14 protein-coding genes are annotated in these 16,045 nt (G+C 66.1%); 7 read left to right on the top strand and 7 right to left on the bottom strand.

Going from position 1 to position 16,045, the window contains the following annotated elements; genetic code table 11:
- The first annotated feature begins 26 nt into the window (after nucleotides 1–26).
- From Q0316_RS13575 to Q0316_RS13565, 3 genes are read left to right on the top strand one after another with little or no spacing between them, the layout of a single operon-like run.
- On the top strand, nucleotides 27–1,313 hold the full coding sequence (locus Q0316_RS13575) for an MFS transporter (protein ID WP_298673420.1): 1,287 nt from the start codon (nucleotides 27–29) through the stop codon (nucleotides 1,311–1,313).
- Nucleotides 1,310–2,230 (top strand): cysteine synthase A, encoded by a 921-nt coding sequence (cysK, locus tag Q0316_RS13570; RefSeq protein ID WP_298673419.1) that lies wholly within the window; start codon nucleotides 1,310–1,312, stop codon nucleotides 2,228–2,230. The genes Q0316_RS13575 and cysK overlap by 4 nt, the downstream gene beginning before the upstream one ends.
- 13 nt (nucleotides 2,231–2,243) lie before the next feature.
- Nucleotides 2,244–3,491, top strand: coding sequence for a cell wall hydrolase (locus Q0316_RS13565; protein WP_298673416.1), 1,248 nt, complete (start codon nucleotides 2,244–2,246; stop codon nucleotides 3,489–3,491).
- Between the two features lie 43 nt (nucleotides 3,492–3,534).
- Here the strand turns inward: Q0316_RS13565 and Q0316_RS13560 are convergent, their stop codons facing one another.
- From Q0316_RS13560 to Q0316_RS13535, 6 genes are all read right to left on the bottom strand, one after another.
- Entirely contained in the window at nucleotides 3,535–4,170 is a 636-nt protein-coding gene (locus Q0316_RS13560) for a glutathione S-transferase (RefSeq protein WP_298673413.1), read from the bottom strand.
- Nucleotides 4,167–5,057 carry a trans-aconitate 2-methyltransferase gene (locus Q0316_RS13555; protein ID WP_298673411.1) on the bottom strand — a complete coding sequence of 297 codons (891 nt, stop codon included), beginning with the start codon at nucleotides 5,055–5,057 and terminating at the stop codon, nucleotides 4,167–4,169. The genes Q0316_RS13560 and Q0316_RS13555 overlap by 4 nt, the downstream gene beginning before the upstream one ends.
- 516 nt (nucleotides 5,058–5,573) lie before the next feature.
- Nucleotides 5,574–6,647 (bottom strand): recombinase RecA, encoded by a 1,074-nt coding sequence (gene recA / locus Q0316_RS13550; RefSeq protein WP_298673408.1) that lies wholly within the window; start codon nucleotides 6,645–6,647, stop codon nucleotides 5,574–5,576.
- Between the two features lie 115 nt (nucleotides 6,648–6,762).
- Nucleotides 6,763–7,605 (bottom strand): 4-(cytidine 5'-diphospho)-2-C-methyl-D-erythritol kinase, encoded by an 843-nt coding sequence (locus Q0316_RS13545; protein WP_298673405.1) that lies wholly within the window; start codon nucleotides 7,603–7,605, stop codon nucleotides 6,763–6,765.
- A complete protein-coding gene (locus Q0316_RS13540) occupies nucleotides 7,602–9,164 on the bottom strand; it encodes a tetratricopeptide repeat protein (RefSeq protein WP_298673402.1) in 1,563 nt (520 codons plus the stop codon). Before Q0316_RS13540 ends, Q0316_RS13545 begins: the two co-directional genes overlap by 4 nt.
- 28 nt (nucleotides 9,165–9,192) lie before the next feature.
- Nucleotides 9,193–10,854 (bottom strand): electron transfer flavoprotein-ubiquinone oxidoreductase, encoded by a 1,662-nt coding sequence (locus tag Q0316_RS13535; RefSeq protein WP_298673399.1) that lies wholly within the window; start codon nucleotides 10,852–10,854, stop codon nucleotides 9,193–9,195.
- A 108-nt stretch (nucleotides 10,855–10,962) separates the two neighbouring features.
- Between Q0316_RS13535 and Q0316_RS13530 the strand changes: the two genes are divergently transcribed.
- From Q0316_RS13530 to moaB, 4 genes are all read left to right on the top strand, one after another.
- Nucleotides 10,963–11,727: a uracil-DNA glycosylase family protein gene (locus Q0316_RS13530; protein ID WP_298673397.1), complete on the top strand. Its 765-nt coding sequence runs from the start codon at nucleotides 10,963–10,965 to the stop codon at nucleotides 11,725–11,727.
- Nucleotides 11,728–11,810: 83 nt separating this feature from the next.
- Complete coding sequence (locus Q0316_RS13525; protein ID WP_298673945.1) at nucleotides 11,811–13,562, top strand: lytic transglycosylase domain-containing protein; 1,752 nt, start codon at nucleotides 11,811–11,813, stop codon at nucleotides 13,560–13,562.
- Nucleotides 13,562–13,942 carry a DUF1801 domain-containing protein gene (locus Q0316_RS13520; RefSeq protein ID WP_298673394.1) on the top strand — a complete coding sequence of 127 codons (381 nt, stop codon included), beginning with the start codon at nucleotides 13,562–13,564 and terminating at the stop codon, nucleotides 13,940–13,942. The genes Q0316_RS13525 and Q0316_RS13520 overlap by 1 nt, the downstream gene beginning before the upstream one ends.
- A gap of 55 nt (nucleotides 13,943–13,997) precedes the next feature.
- On the top strand, nucleotides 13,998–14,525 hold the full coding sequence (gene moaB / locus Q0316_RS13515; protein ID WP_298673391.1) for a molybdenum cofactor biosynthesis protein B: 528 nt from the start codon (nucleotides 13,998–14,000) through the stop codon (nucleotides 14,523–14,525).
- A gap of 56 nt (nucleotides 14,526–14,581) precedes the next feature.
- Here moaB and gatB read toward each other — a convergent pair whose 3' ends face one another.
- On the bottom strand, nucleotides 14,582–16,042 hold the full coding sequence (gene gatB, locus Q0316_RS13510) for an Asp-tRNA(Asn)/Glu-tRNA(Gln) amidotransferase subunit GatB (RefSeq protein WP_298673388.1): 1,461 nt from the start codon (nucleotides 16,040–16,042) through the stop codon (nucleotides 14,582–14,584).
- Between the last annotated feature and the right edge of the window lie 3 nt (nucleotides 16,043–16,045).

The following is a 16,045-nucleotide window of genomic DNA, read 5'->3' as shown; positions in this document are numbered from 1 at the left end:
GGGTGACGCCCCGTAATCGGCAATGGATGGAGCAACCGACCCACCCGTTACGCATCGCCAATTTCCGCGCTTATTGGTGCTCGCGGCTGGCGGGCACGATCGGCACCAGCGCGCAGGCGATCATCATCGGCTGGCAGGCCTATGGCTTGGCGCGGGAAACCATGGATATCCGGCAGGCCGCATTCATGCTGGGGATGATCGGGCTGGCGCAATTCGTGCCGCTGTTCCTGCTCACCCCGGTGGTGGGGCTGGTGGCGGACAGCATCGACCGGCGCTGGATCGTGCGGCTTACGACGCTGCTGCTGATCTTCATCTCGGCAATGCTGGGCGTGCTCACATGGCTCGGCATATTGGCGCTGCCGGCATTGTTCGGCGCGGCGGTGTTGCTTGGCGTCGCGCGGGCTTTTTCCGGCCCGGCCTATTCCGCGCTCGCCCCCAATCTCGTCCCGCGCGAAAGCCTGCCGACCGCGATCGCCATCTCCTCGATCGCGTGGCAGGTCGGCACGATCGCGGGGCCGAGCCTTGGCGGCCTGCTCTACGCCATCCACCCCGACGTGGCCTATGCCTGCATATCCGGCCTGTATTTCATCGCGTTGATCGGCATTTTCATGATCCGCCGTGTGCCGCAGCCGCCCGCAGAGACCGACCGTCACCCGATCGCGCGCATCCTTGACGGGTTCACCTATGTAAGGCGCAACCGGCTGGTGCAGGCGACGATCACGCTCGATCTGTTCGTCGTGCTGCTGGCGGGCGCGACCGCGTTGTTGCCGATCTACGCGCGCGATATCCTGATGGTCGGGGCGACCGGGCTGGGCATCCTCGCCGCCGGCATGGGGATCGGTGCGGCGGGCACCGCCTTGTGGTTCTCGTTCCGCCCGATGCGGGAGGATGTCGGGCGCAAGATGCTGGCGGCGGTATTCATCTTCGCCGTCGCGATCCTGACGTTCGGCCTTTCGACCAACTTTTTCCTGAGCCTGATCGCGCTGATCGTCGCGGGCGGGGCGGATATGGTTTCCGTCTATGTCCGCTCCTCGCTCATCCAGCTTCATACCCCCGATGAGATGCGCGGGCGGGTGAGCGCGGTGAGCCAGCTCACCATTTCCGCCTCGAACGAACTGGGCGAGGCGGAGAGCGGGCTGATGGCCTCGCTGCTTGGCCCGGTCGGCGCGGTCGTGGCCGGCGGGCTCGCCGCGATCGGGGTTACGCTGTTATGGTCCCGGCTCTATCCGGAACTGAAGCTCGCCAAGACGTTTGATCCACCTGAAGCACCGGGGCACGACAAACCCCGGCAACACGGAGTAGCGCAGCCATGAAGGCCAATACGATCCTGGAGACGATCGGCAACACCCCGCATGTCCGCGTGCAGCGGCTGTTCCCGGATGGCGAGGTGTGGATCAAATCCGAACGATCGAACCCCGGCGGCTCGATCAAGGACCGCATCGCGCTCAGCATGGTCGAGGCGGCGGAGCGGGATGGCCTGTTGAAACCCGGCGGCACGATCATCGAGCCGACCAGCGGCAACACCGGCATCGGCCTTGCGATGGTCGCGGCGGTGAAGGGCTATAAGCTCATCCTCGTCATGCCCGACAGCATGAGCATCGAGCGCCGCCGGCTGATGCTGGCTTATGGCGCGCGCTTCGACCTGACCCCGCGCGAAAAGGGCATGAAAGGTTCGATCGAACGCGCGCTGGAACTGGTGAAGGAAACCCCCGGCGCATGGATGCCGCAGCAATTCGACAATCCGGCGAATATCGACGTTCATGCGCGCACCACCGCGCAGGAAATCCTGAGGGATTTCGCGGACGCGCCGATCGACGTGATCGTCACCGGCGTCGGCACCGGGGGGCATATCACCGGTGTCGCTGAAACGCTGAAGAAAAGCTGGCCGAAGCTGAAAGTCTTCGCGGTCGAGCCGACCGCCTCTCCGGTGATCGGCGGCGGCCAGCCCGGCCCACACCCGATTCAGGGCATCGGCGCGGGCTTCATTCCCACCAATCTGCACACCCTGGTGCTTGACGGCGTGATCGAAGTGGAGGCGGAGGCTGCGAAGGACATGGCGCGCCGTTCCGCGCGGGAGGAAGGAATGCTGGTCGGCATCTCATCCGGCGCCACGCTCGCCGCGATCGCCCAGAAACTGACCGAATTGCCCAGCGGAAGCCGCGTGCTCGGCTTCAACTACGACACGGGCGAGCGCTATCTCTCGGTAACGGATTTCCTCCCGGAAGCCTGACGCTTCAGCCCGCATGACCCGCCCCGCGCCGCTGCTTCACGCGATCCTTGTGCTGATCGCGGCGGCGGCGCTCGCGCTGCCGCTGGTGGTGGTGCGCATGACGCCCGCCGCGCATCACACGAGGGTGCAGGCATCGCCCCGCATCGCCGTCCCGACCGAGCCGCCCCCGGTCGAGCCGGTCGAGTTGCAGGATTTATCGCCCGACGAGGCGCGCGCGTGGAACGATTCGATCCCGTTCGCGAAGGGACCGAAGCCGGTCGCACGCCCCTTCGATTTCGTTGGGAGCGCGGTCGATCTCGCACGCGCGACCGATTGTCTCGCGGCGGCTGGCTATTACGAGGCCGGCGACGACAGCGCGGGCGAACGCGCGGTGGTGCAGGTGGTGCTCAACCGGCTTCGCCACCCCGCCTTTCCCAAGACGATCTGCGGCGTCGTCTTTCAGGGCGCGGAACGCGCCACCGGCTGCCAGTTCACATTCACCTGCGATGGCGCGATGACCCGCCGCCCCTCTGAAGGGGCATGGCGCCGCGCCCGGCAGGTGGCGACCGCGGCGCTGCACGGCGCGGTCTATCGCCCGGTCGGCTATGCCACGCATTATCACACCGATTGGGTAGTGCCTTACTGGAGCGCCAGCCTCGACAAGATCGCTGAGGTGCACACCCATCTGTTCTTCCGCTGGGCCGGCTGGTGGGGAACGCCGCCCGCGTTCAATCGCGGCTGGGCGGGCGGCGAACCGATGATCGCCGTTCTTGCGGCCCTGTCGGACGCGCATCGCGCCGCGCCGGTCGATGATGCCAAGGCGGCGCTGGATGCGGAACATTATGCCGGGCGTATCCCCCCGTCGCTGGCCGACGATCCCGATACTTTCCTCGCCCGGTTCGATCCGGCACAGGCGGCGCAATTCCCTGTCATCGCGCGCGCCACCTGCGGCCAGCGGACGAAGTGCAAGGTGATATTCTGGACCGACGCCGCGAAGATGGGCTACGTCCTGCCGCTGGCGCCTGATGAGATGGCCGCGATGTCGTTCAGCTATATCCGCGACAAGGCCGCCGGGCTCGATCGCACCTTATGGAATTGCAACGAATTCAAGGCGCGCGCGCCGTGCATGAAACGTCAGGTGATGCGTCTTCCGGTGGTGGGCGCCGCGGCATCGGTGAAGATCACCGGCGCCGCGACCCCGCCCAACGAACCGGCGGAACTGCGCGGCGTGAGGCGCAAGCCGTCGCTCCCCGATCCGCCGCCGCTTGCAAATCAGAATTGAGGCCGCTTCCGGGATCGGTTCACCGCGAGGCGCGCGCTTGCCGTCACGCATAAGCGTATGGCCCGCCTGCCGCCAGCGCGCGACGATAAGCGGGGCGGGCGTGAATCCGGTCAAGCCATGTGATCGTGTGCGGGCGGCTCACGTCGAGGCCGGCGCGACCGCGCGCAGCCTCCAGCGGAAAGCTCATCATAATGTCCGCCGCGGTGATCGCGCCGCCCGCGAACCATTGACGCGTGGTAAGCGCAGCCTCGACGAAATCGAGATGCACGTCGATCATCGGCTGGAGCCGCTTCGCCACGCGATTGCCGATGAGCGGGATGCGGGTGAGGACAAGTTTCACCAGCAGCGGCGGCATCATCGAGCCTTCCGCGTAATGCAGCCAGAAACGATAGGCGAGCGCGCCGTCGCGGTTCGCCGGCGCGCCGAGGCGGCCATCAGCCTTGTCGACAAGATATTCGACGATAGCGCCGGTTTCCGCGATGACGCGACCGGGATCGTCGCTATCCTCGATAACCGGTGATTTGCCGAGCGGATGAACGGCGCGCAATTCGCGCGGCGCCAGCATCGTGCGGCGATCGCGCTCATAACGCCGGATTTCATAAGGCAGCCCGATCTCCTCGAGCATCCACAAGATCCGCTGCGAGCGCGAGTTTTCCAGATGGTGAACGATGATCGTCATTGCACTTGCGCCTTCGTCCGCGCGGTCCAGATCCAGGCCGATGCGGAAAACGCCACCACGCCGTCACGAACCTGCCCGGCGAGGAACGCGGCGAGCTGCTCCTTCTTTTCGGCGCGCTCCGCCGGCTCCATCGTCGCCAGTATCCGGGCAGCCGGCCCGATGCGCTGAAAGAAGTGCAACGCCTGTGCCGCCGCGTCATCCCCTTCGCCGGCGCGATAGTCGAAATCGACCCGTTGCGGCTCGCCCGGAACGAAACCGGCCTGCTCAAGGATGGCGCGCACCAGCGCCTGATCGGCGAAAGCGAATGGGCCGGGCTGATAGGCGGCCATACGGATTTCGCCCGCACTCGCCGCGTCAGGGCGCAAGGAGGGCGAGGGAGCGCCCGAACCGATGACCTTTGCAATCTCGGTCACCCATGAGTTGCGGCCAAGTTCGGCAAAGCAGGAAAAGACGAGCGCAGCGCCGGGGTGCAACACCTCGCCGATGCGACGAAACGCGGTGGCCGGATCGGCGAAGAACATCACGCCGTGACGCGAGAACGCCAGATCGAAACGATCGCCCGCGTCGGGCTCGCTGTGCAGCCTGGAGGCGTCGGCCACACGGAACGTGACATTCGCACGCTCCGCCCCGCGTGAGCGCGCGACCGCGACCAGTCGTTCCGACAGATCGACGCCAAGGATATTCAGGCCCGGTCGTGCCGCCGCCAGTGCCAGCGTGGTCGCCCCTGCACCGCAGCCGATATCCAGCGCCCGGCCCTGCACCGGCGCGCCAGCCGCGATCGCCGCATCGAGCACGCGTGCCAAACCGGCGAAGCCCATGTCGGTGAACCGCCATTCGTCCGCCCAGACATCGCCGACGCGACCCCGCCATTCGAGCGCATCCGTCATCAGCGTCTCCCATCAGCAGGGCAGATCACAGCCCGCCGCATCCGTTATGATATACGCTCGGTGGAAAACGGGAATAGCCTGTGGGCGCGATGAAATGGAGTCCTGACGCCGCGTCGCAGCGAATGTGCGCGACGGTCTCGCGCTCTTGCGAATCCAAGGTCGATTGTTGCCCGCCGATGCACGATGCGACGGAACGAAGATACGCCCTACCCTGCCGGTCGCCGGCAAGGCTGCGGCGTTCATCGCGCGGCCCACCTTGAAATTTGGCTGACGCGATGCCGCAAACCGGCAATTCGCCACGGCGGTGGTTCAAAGCGGAGATACCGACCGGGCGCCGACAACAGAGCCCCAGTCGGGATATTTTCAGCGATGCCGCGCATGTCACATTGTCCACCGTCTATCGCACATCGGTCGTTGCGGAAAAACGAAAGGCCCGCTCCCTGACGGAACGGGCCTCCCCGATTGTTGCGACGGTGACCCCCGCCGCCTGGAAAACAGATGCTTCGCCAAAGGCGATCAGACGTTATCCTCGTCGGACTGGCCGACCAGCAATTCCTCGCCCAGCCCCTCGGTGCGCGCGCGGATCGCGCGCTCCAGCCGCTCGGCCATCTCGGGATTGTCGCGCAGGAACTGCTTGGAATTCTCACGCCCCTGCCCGATGCGGACGCTGTCATAGCTGAACCACGATCCGGATTTTTCGACCAGCCCGGCCTTGACGCCAAGGTCGATGATCTCGCCCATCTTCGACACGCCCTCGCCGAACATGATATCGAATTCGACCTGCTTGAACGGCGGCGCGACCTTGTTCTTGACGACCTTGACGCGCACCTGATTGCCGGTCGCCTCGTCGCGATCCTTGACCGAACCGATACGGCGGATATCGAGCCGGACCGAGGCATAGAATTTCAGCGCATTGCCGCCGGTGGTGGTTTCCGGCGAGCCATACATCACGCCGATCTTCATGCGGATCTGGTTGATGAAGATGACGAGACAGCGCGAACGGCTGATCGTGCCGGTGAGCTTGCGCAGCGCCTGGCTCATCAACCGCGCCTGAAGGCCGACGTGGCTATCGCCCATCTCGCCCTCGATTTCAGCGCGCGGGACGAGAGCCGCCACCGAATCGACGACCAGCACGTCGATCGCATTCGAACGAACCAGCGTATCGACGATCTCCAGCGCCTGCTCGCCCGTATCGGGCTGCGAGACGATCAGTTCGTCGATATTGACGCCCAGCTTCCGGGCATAGACCGGATCGAGCGCGTGTTCCGCATCAACGAACGCCGCCGTGCCGCCCATCTTCTGCGCCTCAGCGATGGCGTGGAGCGCGAGCGTCGTCTTGCCCGAACTTTCCGGCCCGAAAATCTCCACCACGCGCCCGCGCGGCAGCCCGCCGACGCCAAGCGCGATATCCAGCCCGAGACTGCCGGTGGAAATCGTTTCCACCTTCATCGTCTCGCGCTGCCCGAGTTTCATCGCCGAGCCTTTGCCGAAAGCCCGGTCGATCTGCGCCAATGCGGCGTCCAGCGCCTTCTGACGGTCTGCATTCGCGATTGCCATGCCGTTATCAATCACCTTGAGGTTGGCGGCCATTGTGGAACCCCCGTCGCTAGACCAAGCGCGTGAACCATTCAACGCGTTGCGACACAAGTATCCCATTTGTTCTCATCGAACAAGAGAGGAACATAATTTCCCGCAACAGCCGCTGTCAGGCCAGCGAAGTTTCCAAAATCCACCAATCGGGCTGACGGGCGGCGATCGCTCCAGTCGCGGCGTGCGCGGCACTGGCGGTGTCGAACAAGGCGAAGCATGTAGCGCCCGAACCAGACATGCGCGCCAGTTCCACACCAGGCTGACGCTCCAGCACGCCGAGCACCGATGCGATCACCGGGGCGATCGCGATTGCCGCGGCGGTCAGGTCGTTGCGATCACCCGCCGGATCCCCGCCGCTGATCGGGCCGCGATCCTCGCCGTCCCAGCCCGCGAAAACCCGCGCGGTCGAAACCGCCGCGCCGGGATTGACCAGCAATGCCGCCTTGCCGCCCAATCCCGCGATCGGGCGCAGATCATCGCCCCGGCCATATCCGATCGCGCTTTGCCCCATCAGACAGGCGGGAACGTCGGCGCCGAGCCTGGCGGCGATCTCGAACAGCCGTGCGTCGTCGAGCGCGACCCCATGGCGCCGCGCCAACGCGCGCAAAGTCGCCGCGGCATCCGCCGAGCCGCCGCCGATGCCGGAGGCGACGGGCAGATTCTTTTCCAGCACGATCGCGCAACAGGCGGAATCCCCGAAGGCGGCGCGAAAAGCGTCGCGCGCGCGCGTCACGAGATTATCCCCTTCTCGCGCCAGCGCCGCGCCAAACGGCCCGTTGATCGCGAAACTGTCGCTGCGCGCCGGAGCAAGCGAGATCGCATCGCCATCGCGGCAAAAGGCGAACAGGGTTTCTATATCGTGATAGCCATCCGACCGGCGACGGCGGACGTGCAGCGCGAGATTGAGCTTTGCCGGCGCGCGTTCGATTATCGCGTCGCGCGTTCCTTCGATCGTCACAGGCCGTCGGCGATCTTCGTCGCGAGCCGATCGCGGTTCGCGCCTTCCGCCACCACCTGCGCCGCGCGCCACGCGTAGCGCGCCTCATATCGCCGGCCAGCGCGCCAATAAGCGTCGCCAAGATGCTCGCCGATCTCCGCATTTTCGGGTGATGCCTGCGCCGCCTGTTCAAGCAGCGGGAGCGCGCGCTTCAGATCGCCACTGCGATAATAGGCCCAGCCGAGCGAATCGACGATCGCCGAATCATCCGGGCGCAGCGCCACTGCACGCTGCAACATCGCCAATGCCTTCGGCACGTCGCCATTATGGGTGATATCGCCATAGCCCAGATAGTTGAGCACCGATGGCTCATCCGGCGCGATCGCCTCCGCGCGCAACAGCGCCTCGCGCGCGGCGGGCCAGTCCCCCGCCTGATCGAGCGCAGCGGCATAATGCAGCCACGGCTCCCACCTGGCCGCGCCGCTCGGGCGCTCGATCAGCCGGCGATAGACCGGCAGCGCTTCCTTCGGGTGGTTCGCGGTGAGCAACAGGTCGCCCAGCGTCGCCAGCGCGAGATCGGACGCGTCCGCAGGCTGGGCGAGCGGCGCGGCGATCCTGATCGCATCCTCATATCGCTCGGCACCGGCGAGGATGCTGATCCACGCCGTATCAACGGTCGAGCCATAGAGGCCCGTCTTGTCGACACCGTTCAGCACGGCCAATGCGCGATCGGTTCGGTTGAGCCGCGCAAGCGTCCCCGCAAGCAGCAGCCGCGCGCGATCGTTGCCGGGTTCTGCGCGCAGCGCGGCACGGGTGAGCGTGATCGACAGCGGCCCCGGATCGCCCGTCACGAGATCGTCCGCCAGCCGCACGAACAGGCGCGCCGCGCCGAACGCGAGGGTCGGCTTTGCGCCCTGAGGGTGATCGCGCAGCGCGGCGATCGGCCCGCTATCGCCCGTCAGCAGCGTCCGGGCGCGCGCATCCTGACCCTTCCCGATCAGCAACTGAGCCGCCGCGATGCGCAGGTCCTGGGCGGCCTGATCGTTGCCCGATATCGCGCGAAGGCTGGTCAACCCCTCATCATATTGCCCGCGCGCGATCAGGATCAGCGCACGGGTTTCGTCGTTCAGCCGCCGTGACACGGCATCGCGCGGGCGCTGCGCCAATATCGCCAGCGGATCGCCGCCCCGCTCCTGCGCGGCCCAGGCACGCAGCGGCGTGACCAGCACCGCAAGCTGCCCGCCGGAAAGCCGCGCGATCGCCGCATCCTCGGCCTTGAGATCATGGCCGCGCGCCGCGCCGGCCAGCATGATCAGCGCGCTATCCGCAGGCGCCTGACCTGCCGCCAGAAGCGTCGCGATGGAACGATCGACCAGCGCATCGTCCCCAACAGACAGCGCCTCGCGATAAGCCCGCAGCGCGACATCCGCGTTGCCCGGCGCATCGGCGAGCGCGGCGGTATAACGGCGCACCGCCTCCGCCCCGTCGCTATTGCCGTCATCGGCGCGCGCGGCGAGATAGGCGAGCAGCCCGTTTTTCGCGGGCTGGTTCGCGGCGACCGCCGGGGTGGCGACCGCCATGCTCGCACAACATGCGAGCAACGCCGCCTTACATATTGGGATAATTCGGGCCACCGCCACCTTCCGGCACGACCCAGGTGATGTTCTGGGTCGGATCCTTGATGTCGCAGGTCTTGCAGTGCACGCAATTCTGCGCGTTGATGACGAAGCGCGGATTGCCTTCCTCCTCGCCGACAATTTCATAAACGCCCGCCGGGCAATAACGCTGCGCCGGCTCGTCGAACATCGGCAGATCGTAATCCACCGGGATCGACGGGTCTTTCAGCGTCAGATGGACGGGCTGATCCTCCTCATGGTTGGTGTTCGACAGGAACACCGAGGAAAGCCGATCGAAGGTCAGCACGCCATCGGGCTTCGGATAGTCGATCTTCGGGACAAGATCCTTACGCCACAGCGTTTCATTGTCCGGATGATGATGCAGCGTGAAGGGCACCTTGATGCCCAGATGCTCCAGCCACATCGTGATTCCGGCGAGGCCCGAACCCATGAAATCGCCGAATTTCTTCACCAGCGGCACGACATTGCGGACGACCGAAAGCTCTTTCTTCACCCAGCTTTCGTCAAACGCCGCCGGATAGGCGGCAAGCTCGTCGCCCTCCCGCTGCGACAGGATCGCGTCGACCGCGGCCTCAGCCGCCATCATGCCGGATTTCATCGCGGTATGCGTGCCCTTGATGCGCGGCACGTTGAGGAAACCGGCACTGTCGCCGATCAACGCGCCGCCGGGGAACACCAGCTTCGGGATCGACTGCAACCCGCCATCGCTGATCGCGCGCGCGCCATAACTGACACGCTTGCCGCCCTTCAGCAGCTTCGCGATCTCCGGATGGGTTTTCCACCGCTGCATCTCCTGGAACGGCGAGAGATGCGGATTGGTGTAGTTGAGCCAGGTGACGAAGCCGATGCTGACCTGCCCATTCGCCTGGTGATAGATCCAGCCGCCGCCGTTCGAGCCATCGGTTTCGCTCAGCGGCCACCCTTGCGTGTGGATCACACGGCCGGGCTCGTGCAATGCGGGATCAATGTCCCACAATTCCTTGATGCCGATGCCATAGACCTGCGGATCGCTATCCGCATCCAGCGCGAACTGGCGGATGAGCTGCTTGGTCAAATGCCCACGGCAACCTTCGGAAAAGAAGGTGTATTTCGCGTGAAGCTCCAGCCCCGGCTGATAATCCGGCTTGTGCGTGCCATCGCGCGCAACGCCCATGTCGCCGGTCGCGACGCCCTTCACCCGGCCCTGATCGTCGTAGAGAATCTCCGCCGCGGCGAAACCGGGGAAGATCTCCACGCCGAGTTCGCCCGCCTTCTCCGCCAGCCAGCGGCACAGATTGCCGAGCGAGCCGGTATAGGTGCCCTTATTGTGCATGAACGAAGGGGTTACGAAATGCGGCATGTTGAACTTGCCGCCGCGCGTCAGCACCCAGTGCAGATTCTCGCTCACCGGAACTTCGGCCAGCGGGCAACCCGCGTCGCGCCAGTCCGGCAGCAGTTCATCCAGACTGCGCGGATCAATCACCGCGCCGGAAAGAATATGCGCGCCGACCTCTGAGCCCTTTTCGAGCACGCACACCGAAATCTCCGCCTCTTTCTCGGCGGCAAGCTGCTTCAGGCGTATCGCCGCGCTGAGGCCCGCAGGCCCCGCGCCGACGATCACCACGTCATAGGGCATCGATTCGCGTTCGCTCATTCTTCTCTCCCGTGCCATTCGCATTCGGGCGCGATCCGGCAACGTCCTGTCCGTCACTGGCTCTCAAGGGAATTGACCGGCGCGTCAACGCCAATCCTTATACGCGCGATGGGGGCAGATCAGATTTTCGATTGGGCAAAGGCCAGCGCGAGCACGCTGGAATGGTGGGAAGCCGCCGGTGTGGACGTGCTCGTCAGTGACGATCCGTTCGACTGGCTCGCCGCGCCGGAGGCGGAAACGCCCGCGCGTGCGGCGGATTCGCGTGCGCCCGATCGCGCGGATCAGGCCGCGCCGCCTGCTGCCCCCGCGCGCCGCGCACTCGCGCTCCCGCCGACGCTGGAGGGGTTTCTGGCGTGGCGCATCGGCGCCGACGCGCCCGAAGCCGGATGGGGCGGCGCGCTGATCGGCGCATCGGGCGCGGCGAGCGCCGATCTGATGATCCTGGCCGATTGCCCCGATCGCGATGATCGCGACGAGCTGTTTTCCGGCGAGACCGCGCGGCTGTTCGATCGGATGCTTGCCGCGATCGGCCGCACCCGCGCCGACGTGCACCTCGCCGCGGTTGCCGCCGCGCGCCCGATCGCCGGGCGGCTGCCGCGCGAGCAGCAGGACGCCTTGTTCGAAATCGCCCGCCACCATGTTGCGCTCGTCGCGCCAAAACGACTGCTAACTCTAGGAAATGCGGCGAGTCGTGCGTTGCTTTCGATGGATGTCGCCGAAGCCCGTGGGCGTTTGCACCCTGTTGACCATAAGGGTGGCAGGAAGACCGAGGTTGTGGCGAGCTATCACCCGCGTCTGTTGCGCGAGCGTCCCGCCGCCAAGGCCGAGGCCTGGAGGGATCTACAATTGCTGATCGGGGGAATTGAGGCGTGATTGCGAAATTCGTGGCGGCGGCCGGTCTTGCCGCCCTGTCCGCGGGGATTGCTTATGCCGATCCGCTACCGGCGGGAACGACGATCGCCACCACGGGCGCGACCGCGACCAGCGCGCTCAGCGCCAGGCCCGGTATCCCGACGCAACTCTCGCCCGAGCAGCGCACCGCCTATCGCGCCGTGTTCGCCGCGATCCGTGAGCAACGCTGGCAGGATGCGCAGATCGGCCTCACCGCGATGGCGCCCGGCCCGCTCCATTCCTACGCGCTCGCCGAACTTTATACCGCCAAAGGCTCACCGCGCGTCGAGCTTGATCCGCTCGTGAAGCTGGTGACCGAGGCCCCCGAACTCCCGCAGGCCGAGGCGGTGGCAAGGCTGGCGCGCGCGCGCGGCGCGGTCGATCTGCCGCCGCTGCCTGAGGCGCAGCGGCTCATCTGGCAGGATGGCGCGCCCAACCGCGTCCGCGTCAAGGCCACCCGCAGCGATCAGGTCGCCGCCGATCTCGCGCAGAAGATGCAGCCCTATATCAAGGGTGACATGGGGCGCGACGCGGAGGCATTGCTCGATTCCACCAACGGCCTATCCCCCGAAGCGCAGACGGAATGGACCGCGCGCGTGGCATGGATCTATTTCCTTCAAGGGCTGGATAGCGATGCCCGCCGGCTGGGCGACATTGGCGCGAACGGCGTGGGTGACTGGGCAATACAGGCCCGCTGGACCTCCGCGCTCGCCGCGTGGCGCGCCGATGATTGCGCCGCCGCCGGTCGCGGCTTCGAGGGCGTCTCGACCCGCGCGAACGATACCGATCTGCGTGCCGCCGGGCTTTATTGGGCCGCGCGGGCGGACATGCGCTGCGGCCGCCCCGATCGGGTCGAAGGCCGGCTAAAGAACGCCGCGCAATATGGCGAGGCCTTTTACGGCCAGCTTGCGCGGCAAGCGCTGAACATCTCGTCGCCGGTGATCCGGCCCCAGCGCGTCACCGCCGACTGGGCCTTGCTCGAACGGCGCCCGAACGTGCGCGTCGCCGCGGCGCTGGTCGAAATCGGAGAGACGGACGCCGCCGATCAGGTGATCCGCCAGCAGGCGCGGATCGGCGCGCCAAACGAATTCGCGGCGCTGATCCGGCTCACCGAGCAGATGGACCTGCCGGCGAGCGTCGTGTGGCTGGCGCACAATTGCCCGCCCGGCGTCGTCACCACCGCCGATGCGCGCTATCCCACGCCGAACTGGACGCCGGATACCGGCTGGCGCGTCGACAAGGCGCTGGTGTGGGCGCACACCCTTCAGGAATCGGGTTTCCGCAACAAGGTGGTCAGCCCGGCGGGCGCCTATGGCCTGATGCAAATCATGCCGGCGGCGGCAACCGATTACATGCGCGAACGCGGGATGGCCGTCGATCGCGCGGCGTTGACCCGGCCTTCCACGAACATGGATATCGGCCAGCGCCACCTCGAAAAGCTGCGCGACATGGGCATCACACAGGGGCTGCTGCCCAAGGTCATCGCCGCCTATAACGCCGGGCCGAAGCCCGTGCAGGACTGGAACGCGATCGTTCAGGACGGCGGCGATCCCCTGCTCTACATCGAAAGCATCCCCTATTGGGAAACGCGCGGCTATGTGACGACGGTGCTGCGCAATTACTGGATGTATGAGGCGCAGGCCGGTCGCGCGACCTCCACCAGCCGCGCCGCGCTGGCGCAGGGCATGTGGCCGCGCTTCCCCGGCCTTCCGGGGCCGAGCGCGGTGCGCATCGCGGCACGCCCGCAGCAGACCGCGATCGCGGTGGACGGGCGCGTCGGCCCCACCTCGACCACGATCAGCGGCGGCGGCCACTGATGGCGAGCGACGGTGCCGAAACACCGTCCGACCTGATCGACGCGCGCATCCGCGCACTCGGGGACTGGCGCGGCGACACGCTTTCCCGCATCCGCGCGCTTATCATCGAGGCTGTTCCCGACGTGATCGAGGAATGGAAATGGCGCGGCGTTCCCGTCTGGTATCGCAACGGGATGATCTGCACCGGCGAGAGCTACAAGAACGCCGTGAAGATGACCTTTGCCAAGGGCGCCGCGCTTGACGATCCCGCGCGGCTGTTCAACGCCAGCCTCGACGGCAATGTACGGCGCGCGATCGACTTTCACGAAGGCGATGCCATCAACCCCGAGGCGTTGAAAGCCCTGATCCGCGCGGCCGTGGCGGCGAACGGGAAACACTGAACCCCGCCTATTTGGGGTCGCCAGACCCCGCCTCTCCAATTAGCGTCAGCGCCTTATGCCGATCGACACGAGCCTCCCTTTCCTGCCGGTGCGCATCGCCGTGCTCACCGTATCCGACACGCGCTCACTGGCGGAGGATCGTTCGGGCGATACGCTGGTGGAGCGGCTGACCGGCGCAGGGCACGTGCTGGCCGATCGCGCCATCCTGCGCGACGACGCCGACGATCTCGTCGCGCAACTTCATCGCTGGATCGGCGATGAACGGGTCGATTGCGTCATCACCACAGGCGGCACCGGCGTCACCGGGCGTGACGTGACCCCGGAGGCGATCGAGCGGGTCGCGGACAAGATGATTCCCGGTTTCGGCGAACTGTTCCGCTGGCTCAGCTATCAGACGATCGGCACATCCACCGTGCAATCGCGCGCCTGCGCCTGCGTCGCGCGCGGCACCTATATCTTCGCGCTGCCCGGATCGACCAGCGCGGTGAAGGACGGGTGGGACGGCATCCTGCGTGAGCAGCTCGACAGCCGCCACCGGCCCTGCAATTTCGTCGAGCTGATGCCGCGGCTCAACGAGCGATAAAAACAACGGGCGCGACAGATAACCCTTTGTCGCGCCCGCCTGGCTTGCCCGTCACGTCAGGCGGCGAGCGCCTTTTTGAGCAATTCGTTCACCACTTGCGGATTGGCCTTGCCCGCCATCGCCTTCATCGTCTGGCCGACGAAGAAGCCGAACAGGGCCTCCTTGCCGCCGCGATATTGTTCGAGCTGGCTCGGGTTCTTCGCCAGCACTTCCGCGATGATCGCCTCGATCGCGCCAGTGTCCGAAGTCTGCTTCAGACCGCGCTCCTCGACAATCTTGCCCGGCGCGTCGCCCGTCTCAAGCATCACCTCGAACACCTGCTTGGCGAGGCTGCCGGAAAGCGTGCCGTTCGCGACCAGCGCGAGCAGTTCAGCCGCCTGACCGGGCGTGACCGGCGATTCCCCGATCCCCCTCCCGATCCGGTTCAGCGCGCCGAACAACTCCCCCGTCACCCAGTTGGACGCGGCGGCGGGCGCAGCGCCGGCTTCCAGCAGCGCATCGAACCAGCGCGCGGTCTCCACCTCCGCCGTCAGCACATCGGCGTTATAGGTGGTGATCCCCAGCGCCTCGTACCGCTTGCGCTTCGCATCGGGCAGTTCGGGCAGCGAGGCGCGGCATTCGTCCAGGAACGCATCGTCCAGTTCGAGCGGCAACAGATCGGGATCGGGGAAGTAACGGTAATCGTGCGCGTCTTCCTTGGAGCGCATCGAGCGCGTCGTGCCCGTATCCGGATTGAACAGGCGGGTTTCCTGCACGATCTTGCCACCGGATTCGAGCACATCGACCTGCCGGTTCGCTTCGTGCTCGATCGCGGCCATCACGAAGCGCACGGAATTGACGTTCTTCGTCTCGGTGCGGGTGCCGAATTCGTCGCCCGGCTTGCGCACGCTGACGTTGACGTCGGCGCGCATCGAGCCTTCCTCCATATTGCCGTCGCACGAGCCGACGTAGCGGAGGATCGCGCGCAGCTTTCGCAGATAAGCCCCTGCCTCTGCTGGCGAACGCATATCCGGGCGGCTGACGATCTCCATCAGCGCCACCCCGGAACGGTTGAGATCGACATAAGAGCGCGTCGGATGCTGATCGTGCATCAGCTTGCCAGCGTCCTGCTCGACGTGAATGCGCTCCACGCCGATCACCTTGATCGCGTCGCCATCCTCGATCTCGACCGAGCCTTCTCCGACAAGCGGGTGATAAAGCTGCGAAATCTGATAGCCCTGCGGTAGATCGGCGTAGAAATAATTCTTCCGGTCGAACCGCGACCATTTGTTGATCCGCGCGTCGATCGCCATGCCGGTGCGCACCGCCTGCCGGATGCACTCGCGGTTCGGCACCGGCAGCATTCCCGGCATCGCGGCATCGACAAGGCTCACCTGCGTATTCGGCTCCGCACCGAACGCGGTGGCGGCGCCGGAAAAGAGCTTCGCGTTCGACGTGACCTGCGCGTGAACCTCGAGGCCGATCACGACCTCCCAATCCCCGGTGGCGCCCTTGATGCGATAGGTGGATTCAGTCATCGC

This window comes from uncultured Sphingomonas sp. (assembly GCF_937871615.1).
Lineage (GTDB): Bacteria > Pseudomonadota > Alphaproteobacteria > Sphingomonadales > Sphingomonadaceae > Sphingomonas.
The sequence above is the reverse complement of the archived record's forward strand: the minus strand, read 5'-3'. Positions and strand labels throughout refer to the sequence as shown.

Bases quoted from the DNA above. Each gene is read 5' to 3' on its own strand.
- Q0316_RS13575 (WP_298673420.1), top strand. From the start codon at position 27: ATGGAGCAACCGACCCACCCGTTACGCATCGCCAATTTCCGCGCTTAT.
- cysK (WP_298673419.1), top strand. From the start codon at position 1,310: ATGAAGGCCAATACGATCCTGGAGACGATCGGCAACACCCCGCATGTC.
- Q0316_RS13565 (WP_298673416.1), top strand. From the start codon at position 2,244: ATGACCCGCCCCGCGCCGCTGCTTCACGCGATCCTTGTGCTGATCGCG.
- Q0316_RS13560 (WP_298673413.1), bottom strand. From the start codon at position 4,170: ATGACGATCATCGTTCACCATCTGGAAAACTCGCGCTCGCAGCGGATC.
- Q0316_RS13555 (WP_298673411.1), bottom strand. From the start codon at position 5,057: ATGACGGATGCGCTCGAATGGCGGGGTCGCGTCGGCGATGTCTGGGCG.
- recA (WP_298673408.1), bottom strand. From the start codon at position 6,647: ATGGCCGCCAACCTCAAGGTGATTGATAACGGCATGGCAATCGCGAAT.
- Q0316_RS13540 (WP_298673402.1), bottom strand. From the start codon at position 9,164: ATGGCGGTCGCCACCCCGGCGGTCGCCGCGAACCAGCCCGCGAAAAAC.
- Q0316_RS13535 (WP_298673399.1), bottom strand. From the start codon at position 10,854: ATGAGCGAACGCGAATCGATGCCCTATGACGTGGTGATCGTCGGCGCG.
- Q0316_RS13530 (WP_298673397.1), top strand. From the start codon at position 10,963: ATGGGGGCAGATCAGATTTTCGATTGGGCAAAGGCCAGCGCGAGCACG.
- Q0316_RS13520 (WP_298673394.1), top strand. From the start codon at position 13,562: ATGGCGAGCGACGGTGCCGAAACACCGTCCGACCTGATCGACGCGCGC.
- moaB (WP_298673391.1), top strand. From the start codon at position 13,998: ATGCCGATCGACACGAGCCTCCCTTTCCTGCCGGTGCGCATCGCCGTG.
- gatB (WP_298673388.1), bottom strand. From the start codon at position 16,042: ATGACTGAATCCACCTATCGCATCAAGGGCGCCACCGGGGATTGGGAG.